General features: G+C 42.2%; 20 protein-coding genes. 13 read left to right on the plus strand and 7 right to left on the minus strand.

Annotation, left to right across the window (positions count from 1 at the left end):
* Positions 1 to 69 precede the first annotated feature (69 nt).
* Complete coding sequence (locus tag PluTT01m_RS06115; protein ID WP_011145521.1) at positions 70 to 837, plus strand: class II glutamine amidotransferase; 768 nt, start codon at positions 70 to 72, stop codon at positions 835 to 837.
* Here the strand turns inward: PluTT01m_RS06115 and PluTT01m_RS06120 are convergent.
* On the minus strand, positions 808 to 1,551 hold the full coding sequence (locus tag PluTT01m_RS06120) for a L,D-transpeptidase family protein (protein ID WP_011145522.1): 744 nt from the start codon (positions 1,549 to 1,551) through the stop codon (positions 808 to 810). The two genes, PluTT01m_RS06115 and PluTT01m_RS06120, sit on opposite strands and share 30 nt — an antisense overlap.
* Before the next feature lie 419 nt (positions 1,552 to 1,970).
* On the opposite strand from PluTT01m_RS06120, the gene PluTT01m_RS06125 reads away from it, so the two are divergent.
* From PluTT01m_RS06125 to nqrM, 8 genes are all read left to right on the plus strand, one after another.
* A complete protein-coding gene (locus PluTT01m_RS06125) occupies positions 1,971 to 3,314 on the plus strand; it encodes a Na(+)-translocating NADH-quinone reductase subunit A (protein WP_011145523.1) in 1,344 nt (447 codons plus the stop codon).
* 4 nt (positions 3,315 to 3,318) lie between these two features.
* Positions 3,319 to 4,557, plus strand: coding sequence for an NADH:ubiquinone reductase (Na(+)-transporting) subunit B (locus PluTT01m_RS06130; protein WP_011145524.1), 1,239 nt, complete (start codon positions 3,319 to 3,321; stop codon positions 4,555 to 4,557).
* Complete coding sequence (locus PluTT01m_RS06135; RefSeq protein WP_011145525.1) at positions 4,550 to 5,347, plus strand: Na(+)-translocating NADH-quinone reductase subunit C; 798 nt, start codon at positions 4,550 to 4,552, stop codon at positions 5,345 to 5,347. Before PluTT01m_RS06130 ends, PluTT01m_RS06135 begins: the two co-directional genes overlap by 8 nt.
* Positions 5,340 to 5,969, plus strand: coding sequence for an NADH:ubiquinone reductase (Na(+)-transporting) subunit D (locus PluTT01m_RS06140; RefSeq protein WP_011145526.1), 630 nt, complete (start codon positions 5,340 to 5,342; stop codon positions 5,967 to 5,969). The genes PluTT01m_RS06135 and PluTT01m_RS06140 overlap by 8 nt, the downstream gene beginning before the upstream one ends.
* An 8-nt stretch (positions 5,970 to 5,977) precedes the next feature.
* Positions 5,978 to 6,574 (plus strand): NADH:ubiquinone reductase (Na(+)-transporting) subunit E, encoded by a 597-nt coding sequence (gene nqrE, locus PluTT01m_RS06145; RefSeq protein ID WP_011145527.1) that lies wholly within the window; start codon positions 5,978 to 5,980, stop codon positions 6,572 to 6,574.
* Between the two features lie 15 nt (positions 6,575 to 6,589).
* Complete coding sequence (nqrF, locus tag PluTT01m_RS06150) at positions 6,590 to 7,816, plus strand: NADH:ubiquinone reductase (Na(+)-transporting) subunit F (RefSeq protein WP_011145528.1); 1,227 nt, start codon at positions 6,590 to 6,592, stop codon at positions 7,814 to 7,816.
* 79 nt (positions 7,817 to 7,895) lie between these two features.
* Positions 7,896 to 8,924, plus strand: a complete 1,029-nt coding sequence (locus tag PluTT01m_RS06155; RefSeq protein WP_011145529.1) for an FAD:protein FMN transferase — start codon at positions 7,896 to 7,898, stop codon at positions 8,922 to 8,924.
* A gap of 13 nt (positions 8,925 to 8,937) precedes the next feature.
* Complete coding sequence (gene nqrM, locus PluTT01m_RS06160; protein WP_041379971.1) at positions 8,938 to 9,165, plus strand: (Na+)-NQR maturation NqrM; 228 nt, start codon at positions 8,938 to 8,940, stop codon at positions 9,163 to 9,165.
* A 128-nt stretch (positions 9,166 to 9,293) separates the two neighbouring features.
* On the opposite strand, the gene PluTT01m_RS06165 is transcribed toward nqrM, so the two are convergent.
* The 6 genes from PluTT01m_RS06165 to PluTT01m_RS06190 form a co-directional block, all read right to left on the minus strand.
* Entirely contained in the window at positions 9,294 to 9,638 is a 345-nt protein-coding gene (locus PluTT01m_RS06165) for a DUF1240 domain-containing protein (RefSeq protein ID WP_011145531.1), read from the minus strand.
* Between the two features lie 169 nt (positions 9,639 to 9,807).
* Positions 9,808 to 10,662 (minus strand): KilA-N domain-containing protein, encoded by an 855-nt coding sequence (locus PluTT01m_RS06170; RefSeq protein WP_011145532.1) that lies wholly within the window; start codon positions 10,660 to 10,662, stop codon positions 9,808 to 9,810.
* Positions 10,663 to 10,848: 186 nt separating this feature from the next.
* Positions 10,849 to 11,229: a DUF1240 domain-containing protein gene (locus PluTT01m_RS06175; protein WP_011145533.1), complete on the minus strand. Its 381-nt coding sequence runs from the start codon at positions 11,227 to 11,229 to the stop codon at positions 10,849 to 10,851.
* A gap of 57 nt (positions 11,230 to 11,286) precedes the next feature.
* Positions 11,287 to 11,688 carry a DUF1240 domain-containing protein gene (locus PluTT01m_RS06180; RefSeq protein ID WP_011145534.1) on the minus strand — a complete coding sequence of 134 codons (402 nt, stop codon included), beginning with the start codon at positions 11,686 to 11,688 and terminating at the stop codon, positions 11,287 to 11,289.
* 37 nt (positions 11,689 to 11,725) lie between these two features.
* Positions 11,726 to 12,127, minus strand: coding sequence for a DUF1240 domain-containing protein (locus PluTT01m_RS06185; protein WP_011145535.1), 402 nt, complete (start codon positions 12,125 to 12,127; stop codon positions 11,726 to 11,728).
* Complete coding sequence (locus PluTT01m_RS06190; RefSeq protein ID WP_075508939.1) at positions 12,117 to 12,986, minus strand: hypothetical protein; 870 nt, start codon at positions 12,984 to 12,986, stop codon at positions 12,117 to 12,119. The genes PluTT01m_RS06185 and PluTT01m_RS06190 overlap by 11 nt, the downstream gene beginning before the upstream one ends.
* Positions 12,987 to 14,209: 1,223 nt before the next feature.
* Here PluTT01m_RS06190 and PluTT01m_RS06195 point away from each other — a divergent pair.
* The 4 genes from PluTT01m_RS06195 to PluTT01m_RS06210 are packed head-to-tail and all read left to right on the plus strand — an operon-like array spanning position 14,210 to position 25,756.
* Complete coding sequence (locus PluTT01m_RS06195; RefSeq protein ID WP_011145537.1) at positions 14,210 to 15,181, plus strand: TauD/TfdA family dioxygenase; 972 nt, start codon at positions 14,210 to 14,212, stop codon at positions 15,179 to 15,181.
* Entirely contained in the window at positions 15,160 to 16,944 is a 1,785-nt protein-coding gene (locus tag PluTT01m_RS06200) for a non-ribosomal peptide synthetase (RefSeq protein WP_011145538.1), read from the plus strand. The genes PluTT01m_RS06195 and PluTT01m_RS06200 overlap by 22 nt, the downstream gene beginning before the upstream one ends.
* Positions 16,941 to 20,744: a beta-ketoacyl synthase N-terminal-like domain-containing protein gene (locus tag PluTT01m_RS06205; RefSeq protein WP_011145539.1), complete on the plus strand. Its 3,804-nt coding sequence runs from the start codon at positions 16,941 to 16,943 to the stop codon at positions 20,742 to 20,744. Before PluTT01m_RS06200 ends, PluTT01m_RS06205 begins: the two co-directional genes overlap by 4 nt.
* 14 nt (positions 20,745 to 20,758) lie before the next feature.
* Positions 20,759 to 25,756: a non-ribosomal peptide synthetase gene (locus PluTT01m_RS06210; RefSeq protein ID WP_049789756.1), complete on the plus strand. Its 4,998-nt coding sequence runs from the start codon at positions 20,759 to 20,761 to the stop codon at positions 25,754 to 25,756.

Below are 25,756 nucleotides of genomic sequence, written 5' to 3' on the forward strand. Positions count from 1 at the left end.
GGTGAGTGAGTGCAGCCAACAAAGAGGCAACTTGAAAGATGACGGGTATACAGGCTACAGAGGTGGGCAATGTGTGAGTTACTTGGCATGAGTGCAAATGTGCCAACAGATATCTGCTTTAGTTTAGGTGGCTTGATTCAGCGAGGTGGTCATACTGGGCCCCATAAAGATGGTTGGGGGATCACTTTTTATGAGGGGCGGGGCTGTCGCACATTTAAAGATCATCAACCAAGTTACAATTCACCCGTTGCCCGCTTTGTACAAGAGTATCCGATTAAATCTAGAGTGGTGGTTTCTCATATCCGGCAGGCTAATCGCGGTAATGTTACGTTGGAAAATACTCATCCTTTCATCCGTGAGATGTGGGGGCGCAACTGGACTTATGCCCATAATGGGCAGCTTCGGGGCTATCGGCAGCTTGAAACGGGTCAGTATCGTCCCGTTGGGCAAACTGATAGCGAACATGCTTTTTGCTGGATTTTGCAGCAACTTTCACAAAAATACCCAAGAACCCCCTCCAATTGGCCTAAGGTTTTTCGTTTTATCGCTTCACTAGCAGATGAGCTCAGCAAAAAAGGCGTATTTAATATGTTGTTGTCAGATGGGCGTTTTATGATGGCATATTGTTCAACCAACCTTTATTGGATTACCCGTCGGGCGCCGTTTGGAAAAGCGAAACTTCTGGATCAAGATATTGAAATTGATTTTCAACAACATACACAGCCGGATGATGTTGTTTCTGTCATTGTTACTCAACCTTTAACGGGTAATGAAGCTTGGAATCGTATTGAGCCGGGTCGCTATGCACTATTTCATCTTGGTGAACGCATATTGTGATTGATGCTGCAAAAGTGGTGATTTTTCAGGTGTAGCATTAACCACATATTGGCCGTTAATGATGCTGACCGTTGCTGGCTGGTGATTTTTTGCAAAATATTCATAAGCCGGCTGTAATTGTAACCAAAACATATAGTGGGAGGATGAACGATGGCGTAGCATATTCTGTGGTGTCATTCTGAATGGATAAATACTGATATTAATTTCATATTGCCCGCGCAATAATGCACTTTCTACATAATGGTAGATCTCATCCATATAACCATTAGTCATCGCATAGCAACCGACAGATTTACACTCTCCGTGGATCATTAAATAGTTGCCGGAATAGCCTCTGAATTTATCGTATTCATTTGGAAAGCCGAGATTAATAGATCGGTAATACCGACTATTTGGATTAAGTTGATGGGTTTTTACACGATAGAAGCCTTCCGGGCTTTTCAGATCACCTTCTGTGGTTTTGGGACCAAGGCCGCCAGAGTAATTACAGATGGGGTAGCTTTTAGACAGTTGGTAGCTTCCATGACTATTTTTAGTATAAAGCTCCAATATCCGCTCTTCTTTGAATATTTGGATAAAGACAGGAGAGCCAGGCTGCACAGGGAAATTTTGCTGCAATTGCACTAAAGTATCCTGAGTATAGACAGGAGTAAATGAACTAAATAACAACAATATTATTGTAATTATTGCAGGAAAAGCCGCAATTTTTTTCATGTGACTACCGTAATAGCGATGTCGCGAACTAACTAAAAATTTAGCTTAAGATTGCCATGAGTCATCGACTTTGTGAATAGAAAATGATGACGGTAACTTTATCACTACAAAGTGATTGTTAGGTTAAAATACAATCAGTTGTCGGTAAAGGTGATATAATCATTCGTTTTTTGCGATCGGTTAATCGTTCAATGCCAAAATTATTCCTGTTTGCTTGAACTAAATCACTTGATTAGTCAGACAGTCTAAGAAGGGAGATGTTAAAATTGCCGCCCGGAGATTAACAGAAAATCGTAACAATTATCGGAGAATTATAACCTGGGCACGATTCGTGACTTAAGGGGTTTTTTATAGAGTGGCTATATTACCACCAGGTAATCTGTAGCATATGATTTAATTGATAAACTTGTGCAAATCTTATGATTAAAATTAAAAAAGGACTCGACCTCCCGATTGCAGGAGCGCCTGCTCAAGTAATAGAAGACGGTCCGACGATTCGCCATGTAGCACTGTTGGGTGAAGAGTATGTTGGAATGCGTCCTTCTATGTTGGTGAAGGAAGGTGAGCATGTTAAGAAGGGCCAGATTCTTTTTGAAGATAAAAAGAATCCAGGTGTGGTTTTCACCAGCCCAGCCTGTGGGCAGGTTGTAGCGATTAATCGTGGTGAACAACGTATTTTGCAGTCAATTGTGATTGAGATAACGGGAGACGAACAGGTTAATTTTGACCGTTATGATCGTGCCCAATTTACTCAATTATCCCGAGAACAAGTGGAAAAGAATCTGATTGATTCCGGGTTATGGACTGCACTACGTACCCGTCCTTACAGCCGAAGTCCTGCTCCCGGCTCCTCGCCAAAAGCAATTTTTGTAACCGCGATGGATACTCAGCCTCTGGCTGCAAATTCACAGGTGATTATTGCTACCGATAAAGAGGCTTTTGTTGATGGTCTGAATGTACTGACTAAACTGACCGAAGGTAAAGTCCATGTTTGCCATAGTGCAGGAAGCTTGCCGAATGTCGGTAATAATGCACAAATCACTTATAATCAGTTCTCTGGTCCGCACCCTGCGGGATTAGCTGGAACTCATATTCACTTTATTGAACCCGTCAGTGCGACTAAAACGGTATGGCACCTGGGATATCAGGATGTGATTGCGATCGGTAAATTATTCACTACCGGTACACTTTATACTGATCGTGTCATTGCATTGGCCGGTCCACAGGTTGAGAAACCCCGTCTCATACGTACTTGCTTAGGGGCCGATCTGCTTGAGTTAACTCAGGGTCAGCTTAAACAGGGTGAAAACCGTATTATTTCAGGTTCCGTATTGTGCGGTACTCAGTCAGATGAGGTTCATCACTATCTTGGTCGTTTCCACACTTTGGTTTCCGTTTTGCGTGAAGGTCGCGAAAAAGAGCTATTTGGTTGGATCATGCCGGGCATCGATAAATTTTCTATCACCCGCACCACCATTGGTCATTTCCTGAAAAATAAGCGCTTTGCTTTTTCAACCACAATGAATGGTGGTGAACGTTCTATGGTACCAATTGGTAACTATGAGCGTGTTATGCCTTTGGATATTATGGCAACGCATTTGCTGCGGGATCTGCTGGCGGGTGATACCGATAGTGCTCAGGCACTGGGTTGTCTGGAGTTAGATGAGGAAGACTTAGCGCTTTGTACCTATGTCTGTCCTGGCAAATATGAATATGGTCCGGTACTGCGTGAAGTGCTGACTAAGATTGAGCAGGAAGGATGATTTCATGGGCCTGAAAAACTATTTTGAAAAAATTGAGCACCACTTTGAGCTCGGGGGCAAATTAGAAAAATATTATCCGTTGTATGAAGCGGTAACGACGATTTTCTATACACCAGGTACAGTAACTTCTGGCGGTGCCCATGTCCGTGATGCTATCGATCTAAAGCGTATGATGATCATGGTATGGCTGGCCGTATTCCCGGCAATGTTCTGGGGAATGTATAACGTTGGTCAGCAGGCGATCCCTGCGTTGTATCATTTATACAGTGGCGCAGAATTACAACAACTTTTGGTATCTGACTGGCACTATTGCGTTGCTCAGTTTTTGGGGGCATCACTGACACCGGATGCGGGTTGGGGCAGTAAAATGTTGCTTGGTGCAACTTACTTTTTGCCTGTTTACATCGTTGTATTTGTGGTGGGTGGCTTCTGGGAAGTGCTGTTTGCCCTTATCCGTAAGCATGAAATTAACGAAGGATTTTTCGTTACTTCTATTTTATTTGCGTTGATTGTTCCACCAACGATTCCTCTGTGGCAGGCGGCGCTGGGTATTACATTCGGTGTTGTCATTGCGAAAGAAGTCTTCGGTGGTACAGGTCGTAACTTCCTGAACCCGGCACTGGCTGGCCGTGCTTTTCTATTCTTTGCTTACCCTGCACAGATTTCAGGTGATTTGGTATGGACTGCGGCTGATGGTTTCTCTGGTGCGACCCCGTTATCTCAATGGGCGGCTGGTGGTAGTCAGGGATTAGTGAATACCGTTACCGGTCAGCCTGTTACCTGGATGGATGCTTTCATTGGTAATATTCCTGGTTCTATCGGAGAAGTATCTACGCTGATGATTTTCATCGGTGGGGCAATTATCCTGTTTACCCGCATTGCTTCATGGCGCATTGTCGCCGGGGTGATGTTGGGTATGGTTGCAACTTCCTACCTATTTAATGCTATCGGTTCAGAGACTAACCCGTTGTTTGCTATGCCGTGGTATTGGCATATGGTTCTGGGTGGTTTTGCTTTTGGTATGATTTTTATGGCGACCGATCCAGTGTCTGCTTCATTTACCGATAAAGGTAAATGGTGGTACGGCGTTCTGATTGGTGTAATGTGCGTTCTGATCAGGGTTGTTAACCCGGCATACCCGGAAGGTATGATGCTGGCGATTCTGTTCGCAAACCTGTTTGCGCCATTGTTTGATTATCTGGTAGTGCAGGCCAATATTAAGCGGAGAAAAGCCCGTGGCTAATGATAAACCAAAAAATAATGACAGCATCGGCAGAACATTTATCGTTGTTTTTGTGCTATGTCTCGTTTGCTCAATTGTGGTAGCAGGTTCTGCGGTAGGGCTGAAATCTCAGCAACAGGAACAAAAATTGCTGGATAAACAGCGTAATATCCTCGATGTTGCGGGGTTACTTAATCCACAGATGAGTGCCGATGAGGTTAAAGAAGCGTTCAAAAGACGCATTAAAACTGAGTTATTGAATCTGGAGACGGCAACGCTTGAAAGCAGTCAGGGCAAGTTTAACCTGAACGATGCGTTGCGCAGTGATGATACCAGTATTGCATTACCACCTGAAAAGGATCTGGCGAAAATTCGCCGTCGCGCCAATATGGCCGAGGTCTATCTGGTGAAGAATGAACAGGGTAAAACTCGTGAAATCGTTCTGCCTATCTATGGTTCTGGCTTGTGGTCTGTTATGTATGCTTTTATCTCCGTTGATGTGGACGGCAAAACGGCTCGCGGTATCACTTATTATTCGCATGGCGAAACGCCGGGGTTGGGGGGAGAAGTGGATAACCCGCAGTGGCGTAAAAAGTGGATAGGTAAAAAACTGTATAACGATGAAGGCAACCCGGCGATTAAAATTGTTCGTGGCGGTGCCGCTGCCGATGACTCTTATGGTGTTGATGGTTTGTCTGGTGCGACTCTCACCTCTGCCGGTGTCCAGAATATGTTTAATTTCTGGTTAGGGGATAACGGTTTTGGTCCGTTCCTGAAAAAAGTACGCGAAGGAGCGTTGAAAGATGGCTGATAGTAAAGAAATAAAACGAGTCCTTCTTGGGCCACTCTTGGATAATAACCCGATTGCATTGCAGGTTTTGGGGATTTGCTCAGCGCTGGCGGTAACAACCAAGCTGGAAACGGCGTTGGTCATGACAATAGCGGTAACATTGGTGACTGCCTTTTCCAGCTTTTTTATCTCGTTGATTCGTCATTACATCCCCGGCAGTGTGCGGATCATTGTCCAGATGGCTATTATTGCATCACTGGTTATCGTGGTAGATCAGATTTTACAGGCTTATGCTTATGAGATTTCCAAGCAGTTGTCGGTATTTGTTGGTCTTATCATTACTAACTGTATCGTGATGGGACGTGCGGAAGCCTATGCGATGAAGTCTCCACCCATTGAGAGCTTTATGGATGGTATCGGTAATGGTTTAGGTTACGGGGTTATTCTGGTATTGGTTGGTTTCCTGCGTGAGTTGTTTGGTTCCGGCAAACTGTTTGGGATTACCGTGATGGAATCGGTACAGAATGGTGGCTGGTATCAACCTAATGGTTTGTTCCTGTTAGCCCCAAGCGCGTTTTTCATTATTGGTATGCTGATTTGGGGTCTGAGGACGTTGAAACCGGCGCAGGTTGAGAAGGAGTAACTGACAACATGGAACATTTTATAAGCCTGTTTGTCCGCGCTGTCTTTATTGAGAACATGGCGTTGGCTTTCTTCCTCGGTATGTGCACCTTTTTGGCCGTATCGAAAAATGTCACAACAGCGTTTGGTCTGGGTATTGCCGTCACGGTGGTTTTAGGGATCTCGGTTCCTGCTAATAACCTGGTGTATAACTTGGTATTGCGTGACGGTGCATTGGTTGAAGGGGTTGATCTCAGCTTTCTGAACTTTATTACATTTATTGGCGTGATTGCTGCATTAGTGCAGATTCTTGAAATGATCCTTGATCGTTATTTCCCTTCACTCTATAACGCGCTTGGCATTTTTTTACCACTGATTACGGTTAACTGTGCGATTTTTGGTGGTGTCTCTTTCATGGCGCAGCGTGACTATAACTTTTCTGAATCCATCGTGTATGGTTTTGGCTCAGGTATAGGTTGGATGTTGGCAATTGTTCTGCTGGCTTCTATCCGTGAAAAAATGAAATATGCTGATGTTCCAGCGGGTCTGAAAGGATTGGGGATCACCTTTGTCACTACGGGTTTGATGGCATTGGGTTTTATGTCCTTCTCTGGTGTCCAGTTATAAAGGCGAGAAGCGTTCATGGATATAATAATTTTAGGCGTAGTGATGTTTACCCTAATTGTGTTGGTACTGACGGCGCTGATTTTGTTCGCAAAATCAAAGTTAGTTAACACTGGAAATATTAGGGTTGAAGTTAATGGTGATCCGGAAAAGAGCTTTACCGCTCCTGCCGGTGATAAATTGCTAAATATGTTGTCAAGCCAGGGGATTTTTGTCTCTTCTGCTTGTGGTGGTGGTGGCTCTTGTGGTCAGTGCCGCGTAAAGATTAAAGATGGTGGTGGTGACATTCTGCCAACAGAGCTTTCTCACATTAGTAAGCGTGAAGCAAAAGAGGGGTGTCGTCTGGCTTGTCAGGTCAATGTAAAACAGAACCTGAAAATTAAGTTACCGGAAGAGATATTCGGTGTTAAGAAATGGGAATGTGAAGTTATCTCCAACGATAACAAAGCAACTTTCATTAAAGAGCTAAAATTGAAGATCCCTGATGGGGACGTTGTACCTTTCCGCGCAGGTGGCTATATTCAGATTGAAGCTCAGCCACATATTGCTCGTTACGAGGATTATGATGTGCCGAAAGAATACCGTGAGGACTGGGATAAATTTAATTTGTTCCGTTTTGTCTCTGAGGTGAAAGAGCCAACAGTTCGTGCTTACTCAATGGCAAACTATCCAGAAGAACACGGAATTATCATGCTTAACGTTCGTATTGCGACGCCGCCGCCAAAAAATTCGGAAGCACCTCCGGGAATTATGTCTTCTTATATTTGGTCACTAAAACCCGGTGATAAAGTGACTATTTCGGGTCCGTTCGGTGAATTTTTCGCAAAAGATACTGATGCGGAAATGATCTTCATCGGTGGTGGCGCAGGTATGGCACCAATGCGTTCTCATATCTTTGATCAGCTTAATCGATTGAATTCCAAACGTAAGATTAGCTTCTGGTATGGTGCTCGTTCTAAACGTGAAATGTTCTATACAGAGGATTTCGATCAGCTAGCGGCTGAAAATGAAAACTTTACCTGGAACGTAGCCCTATCAGATGCACTGCCTGAAGACAACTGGGATGGTTACACTGGTTTTATCCATAATGTTCTGTATGAGAATTATTTGAGGGATCATCCGGCTCCTGAAGATTGTGAGTTTTACATGTGTGGGCCTCCGGTTATGAATGCCGCGGTGATCAAAATGTTGAAAGATCTCGGTGTTGAGGATGAAAACATCATGTTAGATGATTTTGGCGGCTGATACACCATAAATAGTTTGATTTTAATGACCGGCGCCCACAAATTTGTGGGCGCTAACAATTCGGAAAGAGTAATTAACTGTGCGTAAAAAGATAAGTAGCTGGATAGCGTTAATATTTGCAGTATTGCTGCTGGCGGCATGCGATGGTCTGGAGCAGAAAAATATTCATGGGCAAACAATGGGGACTTACTATTCCATTAAATTTGTCACGGGTTCATCGGCTCCTTCGCCAGAAGCTCTGCAAAAAGAGATTGATCGCTTGCTGGAGGAGGTTAACGGTCAGATGTCGACATATCGCCCTGATTCTGAATTAAGTCGTTTTAATCAAAGTCGCCAAATTGATCGGCCATTCCCGGTATCACCTGCGACAGCCAAAGTGGTTAAAGAAGCGATCTACATTAATAAATTGACCGATGGCGCATTGGATGTGACGGTTGGCCCATTGGTTAATTTATGGGGGTTTGGTCCCGAAGGGCACGTGACGAAAGCACCTTCTGCGAGTGAACTGGAAAAACGCCGTGAATGGACTGGGATTGATAAACTGGTGGTAGAAGGTAATAACCTGATTAAAACCGTTCCAGAGCTGTATATCGATTTATCATCTATCGCTAAAGGTTATGGCGTAGATGTTGTTGCTGAATATCTGGAATCACAGAATATCAAAGACTATATGGTTGACATTGGCGGTGAAGTTCGTACATCAGGTCATAATGGTAAAGATCTGCTGTGGCGGATTGCGATTGAAAAGCCATCTGACACTGGCATGGCACAAAATGCTCAGGAAGTGATAATGCCTGGGAATATGTCGATAGCGACTTCGGGTGATTACCGTAATTACTTTGAACAAAATGGCGTGCGCTATTCACATACCATTGATCCAAAAACGGGGAACCCTATTTCTCATAATTTAGTCTCTATTACGGTGATTGCTCCAGTTTGTATGAGTGCTGATGGGCTTTCTACTGGATTGAATGTTTTAGGGCCGGAAAAAGGAATGGAAGTTGCGGAAAATTTGAATATCCCGGTTTTTATGATTATAAAAACGAAAAATGGTTTTGAAGAGCGTTACAGTAAAGCCTTTGAGCCATACCTACAGAAAAATCAATGAGAAGCGGAAGGAAATGCTGAAAGTATTTATTGCTGCCTTCGTCTTTTTCCTGCTGGCTTTTGCGGGAATGTCGTTAGGCTATATGATTAAACGTAAGAGCATACAAGGGAGCTGCGGTGGTTTAAGCAGTATTGGGGTGGAAAAAGTATGTGATTGCCCAGAACCTTGTGATGCCCGTAAAAAACGTATGGCGCGTGAAGCTGCGCGGCAGGTTCAATTAGAGAAACATCGGATTATCTGAGTTTAACAAATCGGCGGAATTCTCCTTCCTGAATGCTAATTGAGAGCAAAGCGAGCTTTTAGTATTAGGGGGGAGATGGATAGCAAACAGCCCAAAGAGTTATCAGGTTGTCGTCATTGATTTTAGTATCAGGCCATATTTCGTAAACCGGACCGATTAAAATAGTGTAAAGTAAGTTTAATTTGGTGTGTGCAGGTTATTCTTTTACATACTAAATAATTCTCGCTTTTTAATTTATAATCCACATAAAAAGATAGAGTAAAGCTTAAAATAAATGAAGAAAAAGCTATCACGGCTGAATATTTAACAAAGGTATCATGATGCTTAGGATAATGACCAGTTATATTAACAAGAATAGATAAAATCATATGATATGAGATCAAAGGGAAAGAAAAAAATATTATAAAAACAGGATCTGAGAATGTTATTTTATCTTCTATTTTAATTAAAGAAATTAAATTTTCTCTTGCCAAAAAGAAAGTTCATGGCGATAAAATAAAAATAGCAAGAGCATAGATTATTGGGGCAGATCCAATAGTCTTGTCATCAGCTGTCACTTAGTGAATATGGATCAGAATTGTGTTCACACCTATTTCCAGACTCAACGGGCAGTTGCCCGTTTTCTTTCAGGTTTCAATCTCTTTACTGTGTCGATGAGGGATCAGGTAATTGTTGTGAACCCTTTCCCAACTGTTTGACATCTGACAGACCAACTAGAGAGCGCATCTGAGTAATGGCGATCGTATTCAACTGACCCAGACGTTCCGGTGCGGGTAGTTCCTGATGAATTAGAACCGCATTGATGCTCTCCAGATTGGACAACACAACCAGTTGCTCAAGTGTTGCATGGTCACGCATGTTACCGGATTGATTGCCGTTGTTTTGTCGCCATTGAGCCGCTGTCTGACCGAATAAAGCCACGTTGAGCAAATCAGCTTCGCTGGCATAAATAATGGCAGTTTGCGTTTTGGTCAGTTGCGGAGGGATCAGTCTTTCTTTGATGGCATCCGTGTGAATGCGGTAATTTACCTTGGCTAGGGTGCGTTGGAAATTCCATTCTAATGAGTTAACCCGGGCTTCTTCTTCCTTGAGCCGCTGGAACTCACGGATCAGGTACAGCTTGAATTCTGCACTCAGCCAGGAACCAAACTCGAAAGCGATATCGCGGTGGGCATAAGTGCCGCCACCCCGGCCTGATTTGGCGTACAGGCCAATGGCACCGGTAGCATCGATCCATTTTTTGGGTGATAGTGAAAAACTGTTCAAACCTGCCTGGCTTTTAAACCTCTCGAATTCGAGAGGTTTAAAATTGGCTGGGTTGTAGAGCTGCTCCCATATTCCCAGAAACTCGATAGTATTGCGGTTACGCAGCCAGTTATAGAGGATACTCTCGTCCCCAAAGCTCCTGACCATATCGGTCAATGAGATGTAGTCCTGATCATGACGGGTGGTAATGGTCACAATAGAGCCATGCACAGTGATGTTGCGGTTCTTCATTCAGTTGCCCCAAGGTAGTCGGTAAACAAGTGTTTTTCGACACGGGCAAAAATGGTCTGGATGTCCCGTGTGTACATCGCCTAAAAACATGCGGAAAACTCTGTCGTTATGGTATAGCATACGGAAATTCAACACGAGGGGTTTTTCATAATTATCCCAGTTATGAAGAAATTAAATACAATAATGTTAATCACATAGTTTAATATCTTTTACATAGGTATTCGGTGACATCCAGGATATTCTTTCACATACTAAATAATTCTCACTTTTTAATTTATAATCTACATAAAAAGATAGGGGGAAACTTAAAAAGAATGAAACAATGGCTATCACCCTAAAACAGTTAATAAAACTATCGTGATGTTTTGGCCAGCGATTTTTTATATTAAGGAAAATAACAGAAACTATAAAGTATGAAAGAAAAGGAAAAGAAAAAAATATTATAAAAACAGGGCCTGAGAATGTTATTTTCTCTTCCATTTTAATTAAGGAAATTAGATTTTCCCCAGTCAAAAATAAACCTGATAGTGCTAAAATAAAAATAGCAAAAGCGCCGATGATATGCATAATATTTTTTTATTTATCATAACCCCTCCAGTTATAAAGAAATTAAATCCGATAATATTAATCACATAGCTTAATGTTTTTCACATAGGTATTAGGCGACCTCCAGGATATTTTTTCACATATTAAATAATTTTCACTTTTTAATTTATAATCCACATAAAAAGATAGGGGAAAACTTAAAAAGAATGAAACAATGGCAATCACCCCAAAACAGTTAATAAAACTATCGTGATGTTTTGGCCAGCGATTTTTTATATTAAGGAAAATAACAGAAACTATAAAGTATGAAAGGAAAGGAAAAGCAAAAAATAGCATAAAAACAGGACCTGAGAATATTATTTTATCTTCCATTTTAACTAAGGAAATTAAATTTTCTCCGCTAGAAAAAAAAGTAAATAACGTTAGAATAATAAAAGAAAAAGCTCCTATAATATGCATAATCTTTTTTTTATTTATCATAACCCCTCCAGTTATAAAGAAATTAAATACAATAGTATTAATCACATAGCTTAATATCTTTTACATAGGTATTAGGTGATGCCCAGGATATTCTTTTACATACAAAATAATTCTCACTTTTTAATTTATAATCCACATAAAAAGATAAAGGAAAACTTAAAATAAATGAAGAAAAAGCTATTGCGGCTGAATATTTAACATAGGTATCATGATGCTTAGGATAACTACCAGTTATATAAACAATAATAACTAAAACCATATGATATGAAATCAAAGGAAAAGAGAAAAATATTATAAAAACAGGACCTGAGAATATTATTTTCTCTTCCATTTTAATTAAAGAAATTAAGTTTCCCCCAGATAAAAATAAACCTGATAGTGCTAAAATAAAAATAGCAATGGCACAGATTATTGGTAAGATATTTTTCTTATTTACCATAATTCCCCCAGTTATGAAGAAATTGATTGAAATTAGCTTCTGGTGTTTTTGGTTTTCTTTCTAATTCTTTTTTGATCAAATTAATTATAGTTTCACTAATTTTAAAATTTTTATCTATAGAATCAAGTATAGATGTCGTTGCAATACCAATAGCAAGCATAATACCAGCCACAACAATTACGCTAGCACCAGTAGCAAATGCAGTTGCTGCAAAAGTTCCAATAACCCAAGAAGCAAAAGCCGCTACTGCTGCTTTAGCCAGATCTACTGAAATATTGCCTAAGAAATCAGCTAGTGTGTATTCATCCTTAAAGATGTATTCAACCGCTCGATAAGCTGAGGAAAATAGTATATTGAATTTAACTCCCTTAACTATGCTACTATTTATTCCCTGTTGCCCTATCCCCATAGAGATCATCTTCATGTTAGAAGCACTGTATCTTGAAGCATTGATGATTTTTCTAAGCCCCGCATGACCTGAGATTTTAATATATCTTTGCCCATTTTTACCAACATACTCTGTGGCTTTAATTCCTAATTTTTTAAATTCTCCTACTACATTTGCAAAGTCAAAAGCATCACGTATATTACCTGCATAGGGTGATATAGGATCGGTAATCGAAAACACTTTCTTTATAAATGGACTTTTTGGTTTTGGCGAATCAATATCCTCTAAAACATCTTTCGCTTCCTCTAAGGATAGCAACGCAATATACGTTGTATTCTCGTTTAACTGTTTCTCAAGACCAATAGCATCAAAGGACTGATATTGAGGTTTCAAATGATTAATCCCAGAGTTACCTCTTAGAAAATCGCCCATATAGCTTTCCCAAGAGGGGCTGTATCTTTTATGTGTCATCGTGAAGTTTCCTTTAATATTCTTAAAATCAAAAGTCGTCACATCGGTATTTAATGGACGAAGTTTACGATTTGAGTATAACATCGTTGTGTAAAAAAAAGCCACATCGGGTGCATAATAGCAAAAAGTTGGATAAGCGCAACGCATCAGCCATTATATTCCTGCATCATAATGGATAAAATCATCTCTGATGGGATAGCACCATAGACTTAAGCCCTTTAAAGGCTCGGATTTTTATAATGATTAAAACTGAGTAATAGAACAAAGCCCTACACCCAAATGTGATTTAACCTGACAAGATGGGAATGAATATAAGTATGAAAATGATAAAACAAATGCTTTAAATTCTATTATCCCAACCATCTCTAATAAACGAAACTATTAACTCAAACAGATAAAAAAAGCTTCTATGTTTTAGGAAAGAAATTCGGTATTAAAACCATTCACCTTTTTATTTACCCTTTTTTAGGGCAGAAACGCCTATTTTTTTAAGTTTAATTATCATGGTTTTCTTCGTAAAATAACAGCGAGAAAACGCTTTAATATGAACTGGAGTACACTCATGGTTTTCAAGTATGATAAATTTATAAAACGACCATTATTAGGCATATCAAATATTATCTAAAATATGAAAAATAAGTCTGATAATAATGTCAGTAATAGTTTTTCAATCTATCAAATCATACAGCTTATTAACTATTTAACTGAATATATTTACTCTTATAAAAAAGTTAAAGATAAAGCATTTGAGACAAACGGCAATTTTATTCATCTCAATTATGTGGGAGTATTGAGTCTTTCTGATTTATGTAATAAGATATTCATAATAGCAATAGATCGATTTACTAAATGTAATTTTACCAGAGTGTTAGCGTTCACTAGCATTTGGGATTACTAACCGTTTACAAATTCTAAAACCTATACCCTATGGATTTCGAGATGCATCGCGACAGCAAGGGAGCGAATCCCCGGGAGCATAGATAACGATGTGACCGGGGTGAGTGAGTGCAGCCAACAAAGAGGCAACTTGAAAGATAACGGGTATACATATCCAAGTTACTTGGATATACGGTTTAAATCTATTTTAAGAGTATCGAAATAGTGCCAGATATTTCGAATTCGTGCTGCTCTTTTTAGTTTTGGTAATTTACTCAATTAATAACTTTGGAAAATGAATGACGTAGGCAGTTTAGCTAATCCATTTTAAATAGGATTAATATGATATGCTACCTTACACGATTTGCTCTCCAAATAGTGAGATCACACTGTATTCCTGGTTTAGTAATAACTGGAACGAGTGTAAAAAAAAGCTTAATGATCATGGTGCCTTACTTTTTCGTGGATTCAACATTGAAGATGTTATTGCATTCAGAGAAGCAGTATTAAGTGCAACTCCTGAAATATTGGATTATGAAGAACCATCAACACCACGTACTAAAGTCAATGATCGGGTGTTCACTTCTACAGAGTACCCTGCTGATCAACGAATACCTTTGCATAATGAAATGTCTTACCGGCGTACTTGGCCAAAATATTTATGGCTGTGGTCACAAAAAGCTGCTGATTCTGGTGGTCAGACAACATTGGCAGACTATAGAAAAGTGCTCCAACGTCTCTCGAATGAAACCCGTGAAGAATTTAAAAGTAAAGGTGTTTTATATGAACGACGTTATAACACTGGGTTTGACTTAACTTGGCAGCAAGTATTTCAGACTGAGGAAAGGAGAATAGTTGAAGAGAAACTCAGATCTGAAGGTGTTGACTTTGAGTGGTTAGATGAAGAGCAGTTAATCACACGACAGGTTGTACAAGGTGTTGTGACTCATCCTTACACTGGGGAAGAAAGCTGGTTTAATCAAGCGAATCTGTTCCATCCTTCCAGTTTGCCTGAAGAAGTTCAGCTTGCTTTGGAAGCTGCACTCGGTGTGGGGATATTTCCACGAATGGCGAAATATGGCGACGGTACTCTTATCAGCGCATCCACATTAATTGAAATTCGAGCCGCTATTGATGCGGAGACAGTGTACCCGGATTGGAAGAACGGTGATGTGGCGGTTGTTGACAACCTTGCTGTTGCCCATGGCAGGGAACCGTTTAGTGGAGCACGCAAAGTCTATGTGATCATGGCTTCACCAATGCATTGCAATTTTTTCCTGCCAAATGAGGACATGAGATGCAAACATGGGACACTTTGACAGAATCAAGAACTTGTGCAGATCTTTTTGCCAATTCAGTAACCACTTCAGATTCATTATATGCTGTACGCCATGACAACATTGCACTTACTTATAAAGAATTGGCAGGGAAGGCTGGTGCCATTGCTCAATTACTCATTTCACAAGGAGTGGTAAATGGTGATGTTGTGGCAATTTTTATGGAAAGATCTGCTACAAGTCTTGTAGCTGCATTGGCTATCTGGGCCGTTGGCGCTGCATATATTCAGTTAGAGGTCAGCGAACCCGACAGTAGAATTAATGAATTAATAGAGCGTGCAGGCGGGGTTACAGTATTAACTGATGATTTGAACTGCCGACGTATTGAACACCATTCTTACATTAATCTTGATAGACAAATATTAGATCCACAGGAATATATTCCGGTATCAGGTCGCAAAGCCGGTGATTTGGCTTATTTGGTATCAACTTCCGGTTCAACAGGAATTCCCAAACTTGTTGCAATTGAACACAGCAGTATCATGAATTACGTCTCGGCATTTGTTGAGCGTGTATCACCAATACCCTCCAGTTTGGCGAGTACAACAACTTTTGCTTCGGATCTTGGTAATACGTCTATTTTCGTTGCTCTGCTAACAGGTCGTACTCTTGAGCTTATCAATCGAGAAATGATGCTGGACTCAATCGCGCTTGCTAAGCATATCAGTAAATTTTCAATTGAAATGTTGAAATGCACGCCTTCGCAATTAGAGATGTTATCCAGAGAAGGTAACCTTTCGGAATTATTACCTGAAAAAGTACTTATTATTGGTGGGGAAGAACTAACTTCGGCACTTGCTAAAACTTTATTTGCAGCAAACCCCAATCTGAGAATATTTAATCACTATGGCCCTTCGGAAACGACTATTGGTGTATTAATGCATCAGCTAAATGGAACACGCCTAGGCAATGACTCAATTCCAATCGGTAAGCCCTTAAATGGTGTTGAAATAGCTGTATTGGACGACGCCAGGCGACCAGTTTCCCCCGGGGAAGTGGGGCAATTATATATAGGAGGGCGTGCGCTGGCCAGAGGCTATCATGGGGATCAAGATCTGACAGAAACTCACTTTGTTGATATCTTTGGACGTAGGTTTTATGCCAGTGGTGATTTGGTTAAACAAAACGAGCAAGGCAACTATTTATTTATCGGGCGCGTGGATCGCCAGCTCAAAATCCGTGGATATCGAATCCAGCCTAAAGAGATTGAGAATGCCTTGCTTGCTGAACCTGGGATTAAGCAGGTTGTTGTTACCAGTGTAAAATCTGAGTTTCACCAGATTGATGAACTGGTTGCTTATGTTGTGGGTACTGCGAGAGAGAATGAACTACTTTCAAACTTAGCTACCCGATTACCGGCCAGTCATATTCCATCCAGAATCTACAACATTGATGAAATCCTTGTTAATGCTAATGGAAAGCTTGATATAGCGCGTTTGCAGGCTTCTGTTAATACTGTTGAATCGATTTCTTCTGATGTTACCGTTCCTTGTAATGACATAGAAAAGCTTATCTTAGATATTTGGCGTGAAGTGCTTAAGCGTGATGATATTGATATGCAGGCTAAATTCCTGGAGTCGGGAGGTGACTCATTCAAGTCGTTAGTGGTTTTTGGGCGATTACGTCGTCATTTTCCAAATCTCACTGTTGCCCAACTATTTAAATATCCATCCATTGAGTCCTTAGCCAAAGTGCTCGGTGGCGAGAGTACAGCTCCCAATAAAACTAAGGTGGTACAGTTGTGACGACACTATATTCAGATGATGCGGTCGCCATAATTGGCGTCTCTTTTCGGTTACCACAATGCTCAAATTGGCGTGAATTGATTGATATTTTGGCTGACGGTCGGGACTGCATTCGCCCAATACCTGAAAGTCGGGTGGCTAATACGGGGCAAATTCTTACAGGCAATGAGAAAGAGGGGGGATGGCTTGATGAAATTACCGGGTTCGATCACCGTTATTTTGGTATTGCACTAAGTGAAGCCGAATATATCGATCCCAGACAACGTATAGGGCTTCAACTGGCTACAGAAGCGATTGTCAATGCGGGATACACTCTGAAAGAGTTATCTGATGCGCGTACAGCAGTACTTGTTGCTGCGCACGGCGGGCCGCATCCAGATCTTTTTCAGTCGTTATCGGTACAGGGAAAAGCCAATCCGTTCGCTTTCATCGGCAGCTTGCATGCTTTTTCGGCGGGTCGCATTGCGTATCTGCTTGATCTGCGTGGCCCAGTTTATGCCATAGATACGGGATGTTCATCATTTTTGGTCGCACTTCACGAAGCACGGAACAAGATTCTGACAGGGGAGGCTGATTTTGCTCTGGTAGGAGGCTGTGAACTTGTTTTAGGTACCTTGCCTCAGAGTAGTAAGAACTCAAGTGGGTTAGGGGTTGAGTCAATGACAGATCGATGCCGTCCTTTCGATGCAATGGCTGATGGTGCTGGATTTGGGGAAGGAGGCGGTTTTGTTCTGCTTAAACGGTTGAGTCGTGCACATCAAGATCATGATGTTATCCATGCTGTCATACGAGGGAGTGCGATTAATCATGACGGTGGCCGTAGCAATGGTATCACTGCACCTAGCAGCATCGCACAAACCGAGGTGATTACGGCAGCATGGCATCAAGCAGGGGTCACAGCTACTGATATTGGTTACATAGAAGCTCATGGTACGGGCACTAAAATTGGTGATCCGATAGAAGTACAAGGTTTAGTCGATACATTTGCCGCTTATGACGTGCAACAGGAGTCTTGTGTCATCTCTTCTGTAAAAAGTAATTTTGGACATTTAAGTGGTATGGCTGGGTTGGCGGGGCTTGTTCGTATTATAGCTCAATTCCGCACTGGTCAGATTTTCCCTACGGCTCACTTCCAACAGTTGAATCCATTGTGTAGATCTACAGAAGAGCTGCCGATACGTGTCTCTTCTTCTTGTGAGCCGTGGCCACGTCAAGGTCAGCGTCCTTACTGCGCGGGAATCAGTGGGTTTGGGCTAAGTGGTACTAATGTGCATTTAGTCGTTGAAGAGGCCCCCTCAACTTTAAGGCACAAAAAATACGAGATAAATGAGAGATTGGTGCTGATATCGGCACAGACGACACAAGATCTCAGCACTTACCTAAGTGCTATAACTAATGCGTTATCTTCAACCGAAGCATCAATTGACGAGATTGCCGATATATTAATGTTGGGACGGGAGCATTTCCCATATCGTTGGAGCTGTGTGGCTTCATCTGTTTCGCATTTAGTGCAGCAACTCACGAACCACGGTTCAATCTCGCTATCTTCATCTTCACCATCATCTTCGTTATCTGTTGGTCTTATTTTTGATGAATGCTCTCCAATAGATATTCAACTATTGATGAAACGAGGAGAAACATTTCCAGCTTTTCATCGTGTAATAAAACAAGCAGAGAACTTATGTTCAGGGAAAACTTGGACGCTTCGGCAGCGCTGGATTATTTGGTTGTTGGGACATCACGCGGTATTGACAGCGTTTGGGGTGACAATTGACTTATTACTGGCCTACGGTGTGGGGAAATTGGCCGCACAGGTCGTCGATGGTGGTCTTGAATTTGTTGATGCATTGCGTCTTGCTGATGAACCGGTCACTGATTCAACATTTGATCACCAGCGTTTGCAAACCTTGTTGCAAGAACAGGCTGAACTATGCTTGGTGAGATTCAGTCGTTGTGGTGAGCTTGCAACAGCCATTAACACGTTGGGTTATCAGTCATACGATAGTGAAAGATCTCTGTTGACATTGCTTGGAGATTGGTTTGTCAATGGCACCAATCTGGATTGGCAGCAAGGGTGTGAACGCAAGATAAATCGTCGTCTTGAACTGCCATTTGCTCCTTTTGTTGCCACCTATTGCTGGCCAGAGACTATTGAGAACTCTGCTATGGTTTCTGATGTTGTACCGCACACTTCGATATCAAATTCAGGAGAAAATGTTGAAGAGATATTGTTGACTCAGGTCAGAGAAGTGCTGAAAGAGCCGAAATTAACACTTGATGATGATTTTTTTGCGGCTGGAGGTAATTCACTTAATGGTGAGCAGCTTGTGGTTCGGCTGAACGAGGTATTAGGTACGGATCTGAAATTGATGGATTTGTTGGATTGCCTGGATCTGAATGAGTTTTATCAATTGGTGAAAGACAGTGTTCAATTATCCTCCGTATCTACAACACCGGAGATAGAAACAAGGAACAATAAACATGTACTTTCTGGTCAGCAATTAGCAATTTGGGCGGCAACGGAAATTGCTGGTGAGTCTGGCGCTTATAATGTTCCCGCTGCTCTGCTTATCAATGCGGAGGCGGATGTTGCCTGGCTGGAGAAAACGCTAACTGAACTTGTCTTACAACAGTTGATGCTGCGTTGTAGTCTGGAATACAACGAACAAGGCGTTAACCCGGTAATCCATCCTCCGATGCAGGTCAAACTGGTTCATAGTGAAGTCGATTTAACAAAATACACTATTGCAACGGGCATACCCGTTCTGACTCAGCGTCTACAGCAGATGGTTGAAACGCCGCTCTCACCTTATGGTATTCCTCCCACACGATTCGAACTGTTGCAAGTGAATTTTAGCGATGGAGTACGTCAAGCACTATTGCTGAATTTTCATCACCTGTTTTTTGATGGCTGGTCATGGCGATTGGTATTGGCAGCTCTTAGTGGTGGCAAGATATCTCCGCCTGTGAACGACTATTTAAATTACGCGATGGAGCAATATACCTTACTTGAAAGTGAACAGGGTCGAAAACTGGAGGCTTTCTGGTATGGATATTTGGCAAACATCCCAATTCTGCTGCTGCCTTGTGATGGTGAGGGCGGGACAGCATCTAACCTCCAGGGTGCTAATTTACCTGTGATGATATCGAAGGATGTTACCGAGAGGTTGAGGCAGATGGCGATGAATTCTCGCGTAACGGTACAAATGATAATGTTGACAACTTGGGTGGCATTACAATGGCAGATAAGTGCGCAGCATGATATTTGTGTTGCTATGCCGGTGGCTAACCGGCAACTGAAAGATGAAAACACCATTGGTTGTTATGTTAATACCGTGATTGTGCGTGCACGGCTTGATCCACACCAGCCATTTCACGTAGTGCTGAATGCGGTTAGGCAGGCATCACTCAGCGCGATTTCACATAGTGCATTTCCTTCTGATCGAATCCAGAAACTGATGGCAAATACCTCCTATCATCTCACCATGTTTGATTTTCAGAATGATGTTGATCCTATTAGGGTATTAGGGGGAAATGGAGCCGTTGTCGAATTGCTGGATGTCGATCCTAATGGCGCAAAATATCCGCTCAATCTTACCTGTATTGAATATGGTGATGAGCTTCAAGCGCGATTGGAATATTCCGCTGCCCTTTTCTCACAAGACACGGTTTCTCGCTGGTTGAATATTTATATAGAGGCACTGACACGGCTGATGACATTAGGCGAAGAAACCACTCTTTTCGCCTTGTTTGATGGTCAAGACGATGTTCTTAGCGATATTCCAGATTTTCAGTTCTAGATGTGGATAAAAAAATGACAACTATGAAGCTGATTGATCGTGAATACTGGCTGATGCGGGTTGGTGATTTAACTAAGGCCGCTGCCACAACCGCAGATATTTTTCCTCACCATGAGGGATCTCTGGTAAGTGCGCAATGTCCGCTTTTCCCCACCGTTACTGACCGGCTAAAACAAGTAGCGGGCAACTCTGAATTGCTGACATGGGCAATTTTGGCGGCAGTGACTAGTATCGTGTTGCGCCGTATTGGGGGCGTATCCTCTGTTGTGTTGCATATTAACACCGAACAAGGCAAGCGTTTGCCTGTCTTATTGACGGTACCTCCTGCCGTGACTTTTCGTGAATGGTTAAGCCATGTTCGCATGGCCGCTGTTGAGGCTATTAATCATGGATCGATAGACAAGGCGCTGTTGATGCCGTTTTTGGAGCATTTCATGCCTATTGTCGTTAATTGCGCTCAGACGGAAACTGGGATAGCTATCGAGCTTATTGATGGTGTAGTGAGTGTGAGTGGAATTGTTGCTGCGACTCAGACGCTTCATCACTTAGCGGCAGGTATCGCGACACTGTTAAACAAGGGGCTTTTCGATCTCGACATCTGTCTAAATAATATGGCTATCGTCGATGACGCGATGCAAACAAAATTGCTAGCCAGATTCAATTCCCAACCTGATTATAGCTCAGGAAAATCATTTTATCGGCTAGTGTTGGAGCAAGCGGAAAGTAACCCCCATGCGATAGCTCTCCGTGATAAAACAGAATCGCTTACCTATCGGGAACTATTTCAGTTGGCGTTATCGGTAGCATTGAAGTTAAAAAATGCTGGCATTAGTGCCGATGATATTGTGGCGCTTTCAGCACCACGCAGCGCTCGATTTATTGCTGTTGCTACCGGTATTTTCTTCTCGGGTGGTGCTTACTTACCTATTGATCCAACTTTACCGAAAGCCCGGCAACAGCACATGCTAAAACATGCGAAGGCATTGATTGCAGATCATGTTGTGGATATGCCGCAGATAGTTTGGTTCTCATTCAGTGAACTTAGTTTTCAAAGCCCGGTTTTAGTGGATGGTGATGAGATAAAGTTACTTAATCAGCAGGTAACTGAGCCATCACCAAGCGAATTAGCTTATGTAATCTTTACTTCAGGCTCGACAGGTCTTCCTAAAGGTGTAGGAATTGAACATCGTTCTTTCCTTAATTTACTGGTATTTCAGGTCCAAAACTGTGAATTGAAACTAGGGGTGACATTGCCGCAAACAGCACCCATTTCGTTTGATATCTCAGTTTGGCAAATGTTTACTGGATTGACCGTAGGTGCGACGGTTTCCATTGTCTCTGATGATGTTGTAAAAGATCCTCAAGAGTTAATTCAATACATTATTGAGCAGAAATTTGAATATATTGAACTAGTTCCTTCGCTCATTGCAGTTATCCTGGATATCCTTGAACAATCGATTTCATTGAAGATGCGGGTTCAGCGGCAGTTACGTGGGATGATCTCAACTGGAGAAGTGTTAAGTACGGATCTAGCACGTCGCTGGCATCAGTGTATGCCAATGGTGACACTGCTAAATGCTTATGGTCCCGCTGAGTGTACCGATGATGTGACTCAAGGAAAGGTCGAAGAGCAATCTGATGGGCTATATTGTCCAGTGGGTACGCCTTTGCCAAACGTGACAATTTATGTATTAGATAAAGATTTTCAACTTGTTCCTCCAATGGTCGGTGGTGAAATTTTCGTTGGTGGGCCGAATGTCGGGCGAGGATACATCGGCAGTAATCGCTTCACGGCGGCGGCTTTTTTGCCGGACCCATTTCTGCCTGTCCCGGGTGCCCGTATGTATCGGACGGGTGATCGTGGTCGTTGGCGAGAGGATGGCATATTGGAGTGCCTTGGCCGGGCCGACAACCAGGTGAAGATTCGTGGTCGCCGCGTCGAACTTGGAGAAATTGAAGCGGTGCTGGCAAACCATCCGGATGTAGCGATGTGTGCGGTTGAACTTGTTGATATGAGTGGCTTTGAGCAATTAAGTGCTTTCGTGACGCAGACGAGTGATACCGTTGTGGATGCCAGATCATTGAGTAAATTTTTGGCTGAGCAATTGCCGGATTATATGGTGCCGAGCAAGTTTTATTTTCTTGATGCACTGTTATGTAATGCTAATGGTAAAGTCGATCGTAAGCAATTAAAGGCACTGGCAAAACAACAACCTGAATCTGCTTCTTATGTTGCACCACGCAGCAAGTTGGAACAACAGCTTTGTGATTTATGGTGTAAATACCTCAAGCTAGCCAAAGTGGGCATCACGGATGATTTTTTCGCTTTGGGTGGGGATTCCATTATTGGTATCCGTCTGATACATGAGGCGGGCTCTTTGGGGATCAATTTGCGTCCTCGTCATGTGCTTGAACATCCAACTATCGCTTCACTTGCAAAACTGGCGAGTACCAAAGGTGAAATGGCAGCAAATTCAACTCCGCGTATAGAAAAAGCACCATTGACATCAATCCAACAATGGTTTTTCGAGCAGCGATTTTCTGAACAGCACCATTGGAATCAGTCACATGTGATCAGTACAACGGAGCCGTTAAATGCAGAAGCATTATCCTTGGCGATACAGTCATTAGTTGAGCACCATGAACAATTGCGAGTTTGTTTTCCCAAAGAGAAGGGAAAGCATTATCAAGCCTTGCGCTCGCCTTATGACAACTTACTTTGGTTCGCTGAATCAGATTGTTCGGAAGAAACCATCGCCAATGAGGCTCATGCATCATTATCAATCGAGGAAGGACCGTTACTACGAATTGTAATGTTGGATGATTTTCGAGTTTTGCTGACATTACATCACTTAATTGTGGATCAAGTTTCCTGGCAAATCTTGCTGGAAGATCTTGAAACTGCGTATCAGGCTATTATTCAAAAAGAAATGCCGAGGTTTCCGAGGAAAAGCACGCAATATCTCTATTGGTCTCAGCAACAAGCAGCAATATCTCCCCAAATACTTCCTCCGATCCAGTTAACTGCACCAATTGATGTGGTACAGGTGAATAGTCATGTAAGTAACCTTTATGGCAAACGTTCGGTTGCTGAGGTCAAGTTATCTGAGTCAGAAACACAATATATTCAGGAAATTTCGGCATTAGTGCCTAACGGAGGAATACCTGCGGTTCTTTTGACGGGACTTGCAAATACCATTGCTGTTGAACAGGGTAACGGTCAACTCTTGATTGAGTTGGAAGGTTATGGCAGGCAAGAGGAAAACAAGTCTATTGACGTAATGCGAACTGTGGGGTGGTTTACAACAATAGGCCCCTTTGTGCTACCGGTCAATGCTATGGTTACGGTAGTCGAAGTTGCGACTGCAATGGTTGAAGCTAGTCCCTATATCAAGACCCATTTACAACAAACTTATGTTATGGAGCAGAATCCAAATATTGGATTCAACTATTTAGGGCGCTTCAATACGAAGCAGCAGAATGATGGCTTTTTCAGTGTAGAAGAAGATATTGGAATGCGGCGGGCAGCAACGGGGCACCGTCCACTGGAATGGGAAATCAATGCGGCCATCGTTGATGGGAAACTGATTATTACCCTTGAGTACATCCCCTCCCGTCATAATGAAGCTGCAATTAATGTGTTGTTAGCCAAGTGGAAGAGTGCACTAACCAAAGTCAGATATGCACCGAATGAATTAAGTGATCTGGCCCCTTTGACACCAGCTCAGCATGCCTTTTTTGAGCGTGATAATCCAAATGAAAATCATTGTAATCATGGTGTGTTGTTTACACTGAGTCGCACTTTGTCATTGGAGACTGTTGAACAGGCAGCAGCAGCGCTATTGGCCCGATTCCCTATTTTGGGAGCCAGCTTTATGGTTACTACATTGGGGAGGTGGCAAGGAATTAACCCGCAAGCCCGTATCGCAATTGAACAATTTGAATTGCAGCAGATAGCCCTAAATAGCTTATCGCAGAAAATTACTGAGTTAGCGAATATAGGTCATAAGTCGTTAGATCTGCTGAATGGGCCAATCTGCCGCATACAACTTTATCGAACTGCTCATAATTTGCCGGACAAGTTGTTGATTATAGTTCACCACTTGGTAGTCGATCCTTATTCCTGGGATTTACTTACAGAGGATTTAGCGGCGTTGCTTGGCGGAGCTGAAGCCCATGAATTAGATATTCCGACAACTTCGTATCTCGCTTGGGCCAGGCGTTTACACCGATTGGTGCAGGATGATCCAGCGTTGTTTGGTGTTCATTATTGGCTTTCACAACCTTATGAACAGGCACAGCAGTTAGTAAGTACGGATGCTATTGGCATTGAGGCGAATAGGGTTGAGCAAACAACAGTATTTGATGAAGTACAGACTCAGCAGTTTTTAAAACCATCTGAGCACAGTCAACTTCCCGTACTTGCCCGATTACTGACTCTGCTTGCGCGGTCTTTAGAAAGCCATTTTCTTTCCAGTGCCAACAATATCCTTGTTGAGTTGGGAGGACATGGTCGAGAAGACCTATTCGACGAAGTTGATTTAGGACGCACTATCGGCTGGTTTACATGTGGTTTTCCGTTCCTGTTGCCCTTTTCGATGGGACGCAGTTTTGATGAACATGCAACTGATGTGGCGCGGTTGTTACGTGAGGTACCTGTTCGAGGGTTTGGCTTTGAAGCACTTCGCTATCTTTCTGTTAATCCTAAAATCACCGAAAAATTAAAGGCAATTCCTCGACCACAATTAAGACTGGATTTTGAAGGAGAGCTTTTATTTCTGAATACACCTGATGAGGAGAAAGTTAATCCGATCTTTATTGATATCACCACAGAGGGAACGGGTTACTGGAAGCCTCAGGTAACACCGATGGATTATTTGCTTTGCTTTAACATCAGTGTGAATGATGGGCAGATGGAAATTCGTGCTCAATTTGCAGGTGATGTCATGCCAAAAGAGCAAATAAAAACGGTCCTATCTGAATTTAATGAACGGATAACTCATAAAAATTAA

The organism is Photorhabdus laumondii subsp. laumondii (assembly GCF_003343245.1).
GTDB classification, from domain to species: domain Bacteria; phylum Pseudomonadota; class Gammaproteobacteria; order Enterobacterales; family Enterobacteriaceae; genus Photorhabdus; species Photorhabdus laumondii.

Coding starts and splice junctions, on each gene's coding strand:
- PluTT01m_RS06190 (WP_075508939.1), bottom strand. CDS start 12,986: ATGACACATAAAAGATACAGCCCCTCTTGGGAAAGCTATATGGGCGAT.
- nqrE (WP_011145527.1), top strand. CDS start 5,978: ATGGAACATTTTATAAGCCTGTTTGTCCGCGCTGTCTTTATTGAGAAC.
- PluTT01m_RS06115 (WP_011145521.1), top strand. CDS start 70: ATGTGTGAGTTACTTGGCATGAGTGCAAATGTGCCAACAGATATCTGC.
- nqrF (WP_011145528.1), top strand. CDS start 6,590: ATGGATATAATAATTTTAGGCGTAGTGATGTTTACCCTAATTGTGTTG.
- PluTT01m_RS06185 (WP_011145535.1), bottom strand. CDS start 12,127: ATGGTAAATAAGAAAAATATCTTACCAATAATCTGTGCCATTGCTATT.
- PluTT01m_RS06175 (WP_011145533.1), bottom strand. CDS start 11,229: ATGCATATCATCGGCGCTTTTGCTATTTTTATTTTAGCACTATCAGGT.
- PluTT01m_RS06210 (WP_049789756.1), top strand. CDS start 20,759: ATGACAACTATGAAGCTGATTGATCGTGAATACTGGCTGATGCGGGTT.
- PluTT01m_RS06125 (WP_011145523.1), top strand. CDS start 1,971: ATGATTAAAATTAAAAAAGGACTCGACCTCCCGATTGCAGGAGCGCCT.
- PluTT01m_RS06195 (WP_011145537.1), top strand. CDS start 14,210: ATGCTACCTTACACGATTTGCTCTCCAAATAGTGAGATCACACTGTAT.
- PluTT01m_RS06120 (WP_011145522.1), bottom strand. CDS start 1,551: ATGAAAAAAATTGCGGCTTTTCCTGCAATAATTACAATAATATTGTTG.
- PluTT01m_RS06180 (WP_011145534.1), bottom strand. CDS start 11,688: ATGATAAATAAAAAAAAGATTATGCATATTATAGGAGCTTTTTCTTTT.
- PluTT01m_RS06130 (WP_011145524.1), top strand. CDS start 3,319: ATGGGCCTGAAAAACTATTTTGAAAAAATTGAGCACCACTTTGAGCTC.
- nqrM (WP_041379971.1), top strand. CDS start 8,938: ATGCTGAAAGTATTTATTGCTGCCTTCGTCTTTTTCCTGCTGGCTTTT.
- PluTT01m_RS06200 (WP_011145538.1), top strand. CDS start 15,160: ATGCAAACATGGGACACTTTGACAGAATCAAGAACTTGTGCAGATCTT.
- PluTT01m_RS06140 (WP_011145526.1), top strand. CDS start 5,340: ATGGCTGATAGTAAAGAAATAAAACGAGTCCTTCTTGGGCCACTCTTG.
- PluTT01m_RS06170 (WP_011145532.1), bottom strand. CDS start 10,662: ATGAAGAACCGCAACATCACTGTGCATGGCTCTATTGTGACCATTACC.